The following is an 11,533-nucleotide window of genomic DNA, read 5'->3' on the forward strand; positions in this document are numbered from 1 at the left end:
GCAGGAGTAGCAGCATGGCGTCCTATCTCGGACTTTATCGGAAAGACTGAACTCAAAAAGGTTAAACCAATTTATCTTGCATTTGACCAAGACTTTGAGGATAATGACTCGGTATTTGAACGCATGTATGACATGGTTCAAGATCTAGTTACTAAGCAGTCTTGTACGGTTCGTGCTCTAATCTGGCCTCACGAAAAGGGAATTGATGATTTCCTTTTGAAAGCTTCCCCAGAAGAAAAGATTAAGTTCAAAACGTTTAATAAACAGGATATGGTATAATGGAGAAAAAAATATGGAGAAGTATGAGCTTGTGACAGATATCAAGAAAGTAGAGCGACTAATCTTTGAAATCAACACCATTCATAAAAAGTACTCAGAGGAGTATTTTGAAAGTGGTAAAATTGCTAAAGTTAATCTTAAGCACACTTTTGCGAAGGTACCGGTTGATGAGATTCTAAAATATCGTTTGAATCTACACGAATCTATCAACGATTATTTAATGGTAGCAGATGTCAGCGATATTAGTTACTTCTATCGAGTGAAGACATCTGAATCTATTTTAGACAAGATTGAGCGTTTTACTAAAAGACCAGAAGGGTATCCAGTAAATTCGGTTTTAAATGATATTTTTGGAGCACGTGTCATTTTGCCAACATCTGTCATTACTGAAGTGATGAATCGTTTAGATGATTGGAAGGAAGAATACGGACTAAAAAATTGGTATTTAAAAGATACTGAAGACTATACTGGCATCCATGTCTACTTTAAAAACAGAAGTAATTTCTATTATCCTTGGGAATTACAAATCTGGGATAAGAATGATATTTCTCGAAATATCGAGAGTCACAAAAGACATAAACGAGATTTTGCAAGGAAACTTGATAACAATAATTAGGTTTCCTTTTTTTACGCAATAAATTGTATATCATACTATGTATAGTCTATAGTGTATCGTACATAGTACATATAAGAGAAAGAGGAAGGTAGTAGCTTTAAGCTAACCTTCCTTTTTTCTATGAAGGAGAAAAAAATGACAAATCTACTAGCAGTAGCACAACAAGCGACTAAAAAAGTCACTTTTCCTAAGATAAAAGAGACTGATAAAGCTTGCGATATCGTGAGGAAATTTTGCAATTATTATGCGAATATTCGCAGATATCACTGTCATGAACTTTTATCTCAAGAAGTCGGAGCACTAGCTGTAGAGGTGTTCGGACAAGATAATGTCTTTACAGCCTATAAAGTCAAAGACATCATGGCTGATATTGAAGGCATTGGTTATGATCAAGCTCATTTTTCGAATAAGCTAAAAAGACTGTTCGAGGGCATGAGTTTGAGGGATGAAGAAAATCAAGAACACCTTTTCGGTGAACAGATTCTTCTCACACTCCATGGGAGTAGATTACCTGCTACTAAAAGTGCAGAAGATACCAAACGCACTTTGTATCTTCTCATTGTCGACGATTCAAAGGTTAGAGTACCTTTGAAGAAAAACCTAAGTTTTTGGAGAGAGAGAAATTCACAAACAAGGTATGGACTAGTATCTTTTAGCTTTCTTGAATTGATGTCTATCCATAGTGAAGGTATCTACAAGGAATGTAGTTATTATGGAAATATCCAAAAGATAGCTAACGTTCTTAAAAGAGAGTATGAAGATGCTCTTGCAGCCAACCTAAATGCACAATATGTTAATCAGTCAACTAAGACGATAGCCAGTGTGCGTGAGGATAAAATCTTTCAAGATCATGAAATGAACAGTAATACGTCATTTCTTGATTTAGGGTTTTCGAAAGTTGAAGTGGATACCGAGCGTTATCGAGGTAGTGATTTTGACAAGGAGAAATTCAAGGTTCTAGAGAACGAATGGGAGAAGTTGTGTAATCACTTACCTCATTCTACTGTAGAACCCGAACTCAAATTCCGAAAGCTAGGAAAACATAAAGCAAGCGGACTTTATGTGCCAGGGTTAAATATCATGGCAGTTGATGTAAGAGATTCCTCATCATTCATACATGAGTATGGACATTATTTAGACTATACGTATGATCAATCAGGTATCATTAGCTCTACATCACATAGCTTTAAAGATATTCGTAATATCTACAAGGCTAGCTTGCTAAAACTTATTCAAACAGCTGAGGAAATCAGAACGGACTTAGCTCAAGCTGTTCATATTAAGAAGAAGTTGGATTATTATTTGACACCGACTGAAGTGTTTGCACGTGGCTTTGAATGGTGGGTTTTTGAAACTTATACCAAAGATTCTGAACTGTTATCTGATGAAGCTACTTACTATACTCGATTAGAGTATAGAGCTTTGAGGCAATGTCGACACCTTTTGTTTGCATTTTTTGATACGTTCTTTGAGAACTATCGTGCAATGCAACCTATTTATAAGGTTGAGAAGGAGCCAAAAACACTAGTAGCTTGTCGAAAGCCACTTGAAGATAAACCAACAACTGAAGGAGAACAGTTAAGCTTGTTTGAGTTCTGAGAGGAGAAAAACAATGACTGAAATGACGGTCAAAAAGTATTTGGAACCTTATTACACTTTAGATAGAGTGGCATTAGGTTCAATACTAGAAACAGCTAGGAAAGAATTAGATAGACCTCTATCTCTTCAAGATGTTGCAAATAGAATTGGGGTTTTTAAAGGAACTGTCAATAATTATGAAAAAGGACGGTCTATTCCTAAAGAACCACAATTTTCGATGCTCTGTAAACTGTATAAAATTGATAAGGTTGACCTTATCAATAAAACAACAATTCTTGATAGAGATAAGGTTCTTTCTAAACGTTACGAGTTGTTGAGTACGATTCGTGAATTGCAGAAAGAAGCTGCAGAGTTAAAGCTGTTACTAGAAACGGAAAAAGGAGAAAGCAATGATTGAGACAATAAACAATATTTTGAACAAAGCTATTAATAACGAAGCTCAAGATATTACCTTCTTCCCACATGGTGAAGTCTACGAGGTAGCATTTAGAAATTCTGATGTTAAACAGGTCCATGACTTCATTTCATCAGAAGATGCGGATGCGCTATTTAGTCATATTAAATTTATGGCTGAGATGGACGTAACAGAAAGTTGTAGTCAGGTAAGAACTTGTGACTATCAGTTGGATGATGGTAGAGTTATCACCATTAGGATATCGACGATAGTTAATTTTCAAGGATTAGAAACGATGTCTATCCGACTTATTCATGTGAATGAGCGAAGAATATCTTCGAGTGAGTTTGATAGTAGTTGTATGGAAGAAGTACTTGAACAAGTACGCATTCCAGGCTTACATGTCATTACTGGTCCTGCAGGTGTCGGCAAAACGACTTTAGCCTACTCGTTACTTTCTGAGGCTTTTAAAGGAGGAAAAGTAATGACAATTGAAAGACATGTCGAAATAAAAGATGTATCTTTTTGCCAGCTACAAGTCAATGAGGCTAACGGTATGGAACTGGAAAAGCTCGTGACTTTTGTATTACGCTTCAACCCTGACGTCTTGTTTATTGGTGAAGCTAATACACAAGAAGAAGTAGAAGCAGTACTTAAGGCTGTTTCTGCAGGATTAAGTGTCGTTACAACAGTTCATAAAGATGGCTTTTCAATCCCACATGATGTTTTAGAAATGAAACAAGGAAAAGATGGGAAACGAAATGTAGCTTTGATTAAATAAAAGAGGAGAAAAACAATGACTGATACAATTAAGATTGATGCTTTTGACCGCTTCATGGCAGTAAGCCATTTTGATGAAGAAATGGCTGAAGCACATACACCGACTGAGGATGCTATTCATAATTGGGTAGTTGATAATCAAGAGGATGATGAGCTGATTGCTGGGATTCTCAAACATCTTGATCGTACGATTAAGGATGCTATGGCTTACTGCATCAGAAAAGCTAGTAAATCTGAGTATAGAGAGGGTCAGGGTGCTATGGTTGATGATGCCACAGTCTTTTCTTGGGTTAAAGAGTATTTTACCGCTGAAAAGGTTGAGACTAAACCAGTTGTAGGTAAAATGACTACTGGTAGTAAGAAATCAACCAAGCAACCAACTAAGAAGCCAACCAAGAAGCCAAAAAAGAAAAAACCAACTAAGAAAACTCCTGTAAAGGATGAGAAACAGTTAGATCTTTTTTCGGATTTATCTATTGAAGAAGGCGAATTTTAACAACAATAAATAGAAAAATGGTCCTAGGGCCATTTTTTATTAATTAAGGAGAAAAACAATGACAAAAGCAGAGAATATTCAAGAAATCGTAGATAATCGTTTAAAAGTTCCTAACGGATTTTTCAAATGGGCGAAGAATGATTTTCCTATCTATGAATGGTCAAATAAGTCTAAGACAATTATCTCTTCCGACCGAAAAAAATTCTCGGAAAAGGTTACAAAACGTTTATCACTTAACAGCCGTTTAACCTTTGTAGGAGATACTTTTTACTTTGTCTGGACGGGAGTCACAAAGAAACGCATTGAAATGCAAATGTATGCAGTGACTCAATCATTTGAAGAAGGAAAAGAAAAGTTTGACGTCAGCCTTTATAACTTTTATCAGCTTGCCAACAATAAGATGGTAAAAGCACACTGGGATCCATATCTTTCAGCTAAAAAAGGTAAAGAAATCTATAGTACTGGATTCCAAAATCAGAGAAATGCTCTCTTTTTCGGTTCTGGTGCATTTAGTGTCTATACGCTTTATGGTGGTATGGAAAATCTTATTGAAAAGTTACAATCAAAATCTGAGTTGAGATACTTAGATTTTGATGAAGTGATTAAAGAAAATTTCGAGATAAGCTCAGTGCTACCTCATCTTTATAAATATCGAGAACGTATTGAATTCGCTCAAAAAATCAAGGCGCGTGGAGTCGTCAAAGAATTGGTAGGTACTACGTTTTATAGGTCTTATTACTCATGTAGTCTTGGACATAAGCATGCAAATATGGGTAAGGTTACCATGAATTTTCTCAGAAGGAATAAACAGTATCTAAAAAATACGGATATGAATATCGAAAAGGCATTTTTCGAGGAAGATATGCGTAGACAATATGGTCGAACGTTCGAGGGTTTATACGAGTTGCTTATAAATGCTATGGTTCCTAATAGGACGCCACTAATTAAGCATTTAAATAGTATCTTACCATCCACGGTGAAACCAATTCGTTTCATTAACTGGATGATGAAAAATGAGGTCTGTCTTCGTGATTATGAGGACTATCGAGAAATGGTAGAAGCTCTGGGAATTCCATTTGATGGAGATTATGTAGTTATACCTAAAAATTGGGAAAACAAACATACAGAGATTGTCGAAAATTATTCGGTTCTTCTCGAGAATCAACTAGAACGTGGGACTCATTTACGTGTAACTAATGCCGTAAGTAATTTGAGAGCGGAGAAAAGAAGACGTGAGGAAGAAAAGAAAGAGGCGAAGTTGAGAATTGTAACAGCTGAACGCTTGGCAAACATGATGAAGGCTCAGACAACATTTGACAAGTATGCATTTATCTTTCCTAAAGATGAAAGTGAAATTGTCAGAGAGGGGAAACACCTACATCACTGTGTTGGAAGGTATGCAAAGGAACACTTTGTCTACGGTTCCTCTATTATTGTCTTTGTACGTGATAAAACTGACAGAGAAACTCCTCTTTATACCCTAGAATTGAAAAATAATAGGATTATTCAACTGAGAGGAGAACGGAACAAAGCTGCAGATGAAGAGGCTAAGAAAGAAGCAGAACAATTTTTAGCCCATTGTGGAAAGCTTAAAATTCAGTTTTAGATAAGAAAGCTCCAGATGTCTGGCATGAAATTGCCATGACACACGGTTTTGATACCGATGATTTTTATTGGGTATCAATACCAGAACTCAACGATGAACCGTTTGTTTTAGGAGACCATCATCCTAACTTAGGAAGACGATAAACAAATACTACAACTAAAAAGAAAGACCTGGTATAATACCAGGTCTTTTTTAGTTTTAAGGAGAAAGAACAACAATGGAAGAACAAAAACAAAATAAAACAATGACTAAAGCAGAAAAGGTTCAAGCTAACCTTTCTGCCATTAAACTTGTGAAAGCACTCGAAGCAGATAACCGTCTAGCTGACAGTGCCGAACAAGAAATTCTCTCTAACTATGTTGGTTGGGGAGGACTTGCTAACGATTTCTTTGATAGTAAGATTAATCGTTTTGCAAAAGAACGTGATGAGCTAAAAAGTCTCGTCACTAAAGAAGAATATCGTGCGATGGAAATGAGCTCCTTGACGGCTTACTACACAAGTCCAGAGATTGCTACTGCAATGTGGGATAAAATTGTAGAAAGTGGTTTTAAAGGAGGTAATATTCTTGATCCATCAATGGGTACTGGTATCTTCTTTGAAACAATGCCAGAGGATATCAAGAAGAATTCTACTCTTTATGGAATTGAACTTGATACCATTACTGGTGCTATTGCTAAACACCTTCATCAAGATGCTACTGTTTTAGTCCAAGGATTTGAAACAGTAAACTTTGAAGGGACACCATTTGACTTGGTCATTACGAATGTTCCATTTGCGGATGTTCGTATTGTCGATAAAGCTTATGATAATAAACCTTATCGTATTCATGATTACTTCTTTAAGAAAGCTATCGATTTGGTACCCTATCATGGGATGGTTGCTGCTATCACTTCAACTGGTACTGCAGATAAGAGTGCTGGTTCAATTCTGCCAGAACTCCGTCGTAGCGGAACTCAGTTTTTAGGTGGTGTCCGCTTACCAAATACTGCTTTTAAAGATGCTGGAACACGAGTGGTAACAGATATCCTATTTTTCCAAAAAGGAGCTTTTATCCCTGTTCCCGATAATAATATCGACTTTTGGTCTTCAGATAGAAATAAACTCCCCTTTGATAAACGTGTCTCACTCAATCCCTATTTCTTCCAGGATGCTATTTGTAAAAATCCTTGTGTCCTAGGTGATTATAAGGTACGTCATTTCAATGGTGGAACACTGGATCTTGTGGTAGATAGCTCTTTTGACTTAGCTTCAGAGCTTCAAGAAGCACTATCAAAAGTAACAGTGCCTTTCGAAGTAGAGCGACTAGAACCTCGTGATATTATCCTTAAAGAAGAAGTGAATCATCTTGACCAAGACTTACTTACTTCACTTGACATTCGATTGAACGAGTATGCTTGTGATAAAAATGGGCGTGTCTATTATCGTGATAACACGTCTATTCGTCCTAGCTCACGTGCAGCTGAAATGATATTTTATCAAGACGAACAAGGACAGTTCGTAAAATATGATGATAAATACAAAGAAGAAGCCATTTTAGACTTTGAAGCAGCAGTAGAAGCAGACCCTAATATTGTTACGAATACATGGGTAAGTCAAACACCTTCTAAAGCAGCTAAAAGTAAAGGGCTTTACAAAGGTATTTATTTCTATGAAACACCCCTTACGGATACAGAAAACAAGCGTATCCGTGGCATGGTTGCTATCAAAAATGCTTATCAAGCCATTATTGATATTCAAATGACGACAGACTATGATGAAGGGAAATTCAAACAACTGCTTGCAACACTTAATCAAGCCTACGATACTTTCAAGAAGAAGTATGGTTATATCAATCAAGCGGTGAATGCTCGCCTCTTTGACCGAGATGATCGTTATCCTCTTATCGCTAGTCTTGAATTAGAGGAGTTGGACGAGAATGACAGCTCAAAGGTAGTTTTTGTGAAGTCAGATGCTTTTAAAAAGCCAACTATTCGTCCTAAAAAACACCTCCATCAAGTGATGTCAGCAGTAGAAGCCTTGAATGTGTCGCTTTCAGAAGGTCGTGGTGTTGATTTGAACCTCATGAGTTCTGTCTATCCAGATGTTTCAGAAGATATGATGATTTCAGAACTAGGTGAGACAGTGATGATTGATGTGGAACGCTATATTGATGATAAGACTGTACACTATGTTACTAAGGATAAATTCCTTTCAGGTGATGTTCTTGCTAAACGTGATTGCATTAACTCTCTAATTGAAGACGGAGATACACAAGCGGATTGGGAACGTTATTTGGAATTGATTTTATCTGTTGTACCAGAACCAGTTGTCTTATCTGATATTGATTTCAGCATTGGTTCTAGCTGGATTCCTAGTAACGTCGTTTCTCAATGGGTGTTTAGTGAATTGTTGGATGAAAAAGTTGGTCTCCATTCTGAAGAAGCTAAATCACTATTAGTGAAATCAAGAATCGGACGAGGTTTCAACGAACGCTTGTTAAACTGCTATATGAGTCGTCAATCTAACCTTCGTTTAGGTCTACGTGATGAGTACAATAAAAGCTACTCACACGCAACAGATATTGTGGCTCACTTGCTTACAAGTAATCAACCAACAATCATGCGTAACTTTGGTACGACTGAAAATCCTGTACGTAAGGTTGATGAAGTGGCTACAGCAAACCTACGTGAGTGTGAACGTGTTCTACAAGAAAGCTTTAAGAACTTTATTCATGAAAATCCAACAGTCCAAGAAGTGATTGAGGATACCTATAATGAAGTCTTTAATCGCTATGTGACACGTCAATATGACGGAAGTCTCTTGGAATTTGATGGGTTGGCTAAAGGAGTAGAGCTTCGCCCTCACCAAAAGAATGCCGTACAACGTATTCTTGAAGAGAGACGTGCACTGCTTGCTCACGAAGTGGGTACTGGTAAGACACTAACCATGATTTCAGCAGCTTTCAAGATGAAAGAGCTTGGGCTTATTCATAAACCATTGTTTGTGGTTCCATCTAGTCTAACAGCACAATTTGGTCAAGAAATTATGCGTTTCTACCCTACCAAGAAAGTGTTTGTTACGACTGAGCAGGATTTTGAAAAGTCACGTCGTCGCTTGTTCGTTTCTCGTATTCTAACCAGCGACTATGATGGTATTGTGATTGGGCATTCTCAATTTGAGAAAGTTCGTGTCTCACAAGAACGTGAACAAGCCTTTATTTCTGAAAAGATTGATGAGCTTGATGAGATCATTGGTTACGCAAAAGCTAATGACGACAAAATTACTTTTAAGCAAGCACAATCGATGCGTAGAAGTCTTGAGGCAAACTTAGAAACGTTGCTTGAAAACAAGACTGGTATTGATGAGTTTATCAACTTTGAAAGTCTTGGTATTGATATGCTCTTTGTTGATGAAGCCCACGGGTACAAGAATGTCCGTCCTATGACACGTTTGGGGAATGTTGCTGGTATTACCAACCGTACCTCAAAAAAGAATATGGATATGGAAATGAAGGTGCGCGTGCTTCAAGAAGAGCATGATACACGTCACGTTGTCTTTGCGACTGGAACACCAGTTTCCAACTCTATTAGCGAAATGTATACGATGATGAATTACCTTCAACCAGATGTCATGGAACATTTCGGTGTAAGTTTCTTTGATGCTTGGGTTGGTGCGTTTGGGATTGTTGAGAATAGTCTTGAACTTAACCCTACTGGTGACAAGTATATTTCACGTAAACGTTTTGCTAAATTTTTGAATCTCCCTGAGTTGATGGCGATTTATCGTCAGACTGCAGATATCCAAATGACTGAAGACCTTAATCTTCCAGTTCCTATGGTAGAAAAGGTAGCGGTTGAAAGTCAGTTGACTGATAACCAAAAAGTTTATTTGGATGAGCTTGTAGAACGCTCAGACCGAGTTAAAAATGGGAGTGTGGATCCTAGTGAAGATAACATGCTCAAAATCACTAGTGAAGCCAGAAAGTTGGCTTTAGATATGCGTTTGCTTGATGCAGAGCTCTATGTAAGAGCTGATGCAGACAAACTCATGCAAGTGGTTGAGCGAGTGGACAAGATTTATCACATGGAAGCTAAGCATAAAGGGACACAAATGATTTTCTCTGACCTTGGAACTCCTAATGGCAAAGGTTTCTCTGTTTATCAAGAGTTGAAAGATTTGCTTGTTGAACGTGGGATTCCAGAAGAAGAGATTGCTTTTATTCACGATGCTGCTAACAAAAAGGCTAAGCTCCAACTTCAACGTCAAATGAATGCTGGTGAGATTCGTATTCTCATGGCTTCAACGGAAAAAGGGGGAACCGGTCTTAACGTCCAACGTCGTATGAAAGCTGTTCATCATCTTGATGTGCCTTGGAAACCGTCTGATATTATCCAACGTAATGGACGTTTGGTTCGTCAAGGAAATATCTATCGTAAGGTAAATATTTTCTACTATATCACTAAAGGAAGTTTTGATAACTACCTTTGGCAGATTCAAGAAACAAAGCTGCGTTATATTACGCAAATCATGACCAGTCGTACACCGATGCGAGCTTCAGAGGATATTGACGAGCAAACACTCTCAGCCTCTGAATTTAAAGCCATTGCGACAGGTAATCCATATCTTAAACTTAAGATGGAACTTGATAACGAATTTGAGTTGTTGTCTAATCGTCAGAAGGCTTGGAAACGTGATATTTCTTTGTCTCAAAAACGTATTAAGCAAGCCCTTAAAGATAAGGAAATTTACGAGAAGAAACTTTCTCTATTAGTCCAGGATAAAGAGCTTGCAGAAAAAACAAGACCTTGGAAAGAAGTGGTTGAAAAAGAAGATGGTAAGAAATATGAGGTTGAACATAACCCATTTGTTATGACATTTGAACCAGATGGATACGAAGCAACTAAGAAAGATGTTGCAGGAAATCAACTGAACTATGCTATGCAGATGAATGTTGCCTCTGATCCACTCCATATGAAAATGACAACCCTTGCTCATTATCGTGGTTTTGTCCTTCGTGCGTTGGAACAAAAATCACCTTGGCAACCAGAACGCATGCTTGACTTGCATATTATTGGTAAAAATAGCTATGCTGTTCGTCTAGATTTTGCGAGTGGCATTGGGACTATCCAACGTATCAATAATGTTATTGATGGTATGGATAAACAAGCCAAACTCTTACAGGAAAACATTGACCGTTGTGCAGATACTATTAAGCGAGGAGAAGCTGCAGATGTTTTTGCAGACCAAGCTCGTCTTGACTATGTGTCGGCTAAACGTGCCATTGTTAATCCTCTTATCGAAGTCGAGGACGAGTCTAAGAAGCCTACTGTAGAGCAAATTGAAGAGGCTATCAATGCTTTTGAATTGCAGTACAAGGCAGACCATCCAGAAATGGATGAAGACTCTGATGTAAAAGTTAGCTCAATCACTGAGGAATATAGTTCTAGCTATAATCCTGATGAAGAAAGCGAACTTGTTGAAGCTATCGATGAGTCAGTAGATGAAGCAGAAGCTGCCTTCGAGGACGAAGAAGTAGTTGCACAAGAAACCGTTGAAGAAACGACTCATGTTGTTGTTTCACAAGAAGTTCTTGATATGGCTGATGACTTCCTAGAAAGTATTTCTGAACTCTTTGGAATGACTGAAGAACATAATGACAATGTTGCTACGGAAATAGTTTCTGAAACCTCTGTTAATGAGGTAGAAGAAGTAGAAGTTTACGAAGAAATTTCACTATTTGACTTTGTTTAAAATGCGAAGGGTATTGTTATATCACTTTTGCA

General features: G+C 37.5%; 8 protein-coding genes. All 8 read left to right on the plus strand.

What is annotated here, in order from left to right; genetic code table 11:
- Positions 1 to 279 (plus strand): DUF3854 domain-containing protein (locus tag O3670_RS10340; RefSeq protein WP_371596110.1); only part of this gene is annotated, 279 nt, incomplete at its 5' end.
- Between the two features lie 13 nt (positions 280 to 292).
- Entirely contained in the window at positions 293 to 895 is a 603-nt protein-coding gene (locus tag O3670_RS10345) for a nucleotidyltransferase family protein (RefSeq protein WP_070578280.1), read from the plus strand.
- Between the two features lie 135 nt (positions 896 to 1,030).
- Positions 1,031 to 2,494: a hypothetical protein gene (locus tag O3670_RS10350; protein ID WP_371596111.1), complete on the plus strand. Its 1,464-nt coding sequence runs from the start codon at positions 1,031 to 1,033 to the stop codon at positions 2,492 to 2,494.
- A 13-nt stretch (positions 2,495 to 2,507) separates the two neighbouring features.
- Positions 2,508 to 2,891 carry a helix-turn-helix domain-containing protein gene (locus O3670_RS10355; RefSeq protein ID WP_045772555.1) on the plus strand — a complete coding sequence of 128 codons (384 nt, stop codon included), beginning with the start codon at positions 2,508 to 2,510 and terminating at the stop codon, positions 2,889 to 2,891.
- A complete protein-coding gene (locus tag O3670_RS10360) occupies positions 2,884 to 3,669 on the plus strand; it encodes an ATPase, T2SS/T4P/T4SS family (protein ID WP_371596112.1) in 786 nt (261 codons plus the stop codon). The genes O3670_RS10355 and O3670_RS10360 overlap by 8 nt, the downstream gene beginning before the upstream one ends.
- A gap of 15 nt (positions 3,670 to 3,684) precedes the next feature.
- Positions 3,685 to 4,164 (plus strand): Cas9 inhibitor AcrIIA9 family protein, encoded by a 480-nt coding sequence (locus O3670_RS10365; RefSeq protein WP_371596113.1) that lies wholly within the window; start codon positions 3,685 to 3,687, stop codon positions 4,162 to 4,164.
- 58 nt (positions 4,165 to 4,222) lie between these two features.
- Positions 4,223 to 5,770, plus strand: a complete 1,548-nt coding sequence (locus tag O3670_RS10370) for a PcfJ domain-containing protein (RefSeq protein ID WP_195918027.1) — start codon at positions 4,223 to 4,225, stop codon at positions 5,768 to 5,770.
- Positions 5,771 to 5,987: 217 nt separating this feature from the next.
- Positions 5,988 to 11,501, plus strand: a complete 5,514-nt coding sequence (locus tag O3670_RS10375; RefSeq protein ID WP_371596114.1) for a helicase-like domain-containing protein — start codon at positions 5,988 to 5,990, stop codon at positions 11,499 to 11,501.
- The last annotated feature ends 32 nt before the right edge of the window (positions 11,502 to 11,533 follow it).

Origin of the sequence: Streptococcus sp. 27098_8_74, assembly GCF_041431705.1 — a bacterium.
Classification (GTDB): domain Bacteria; phylum Bacillota; class Bacilli; order Lactobacillales; family Streptococcaceae; genus Streptococcus; species Streptococcus salivarius_E.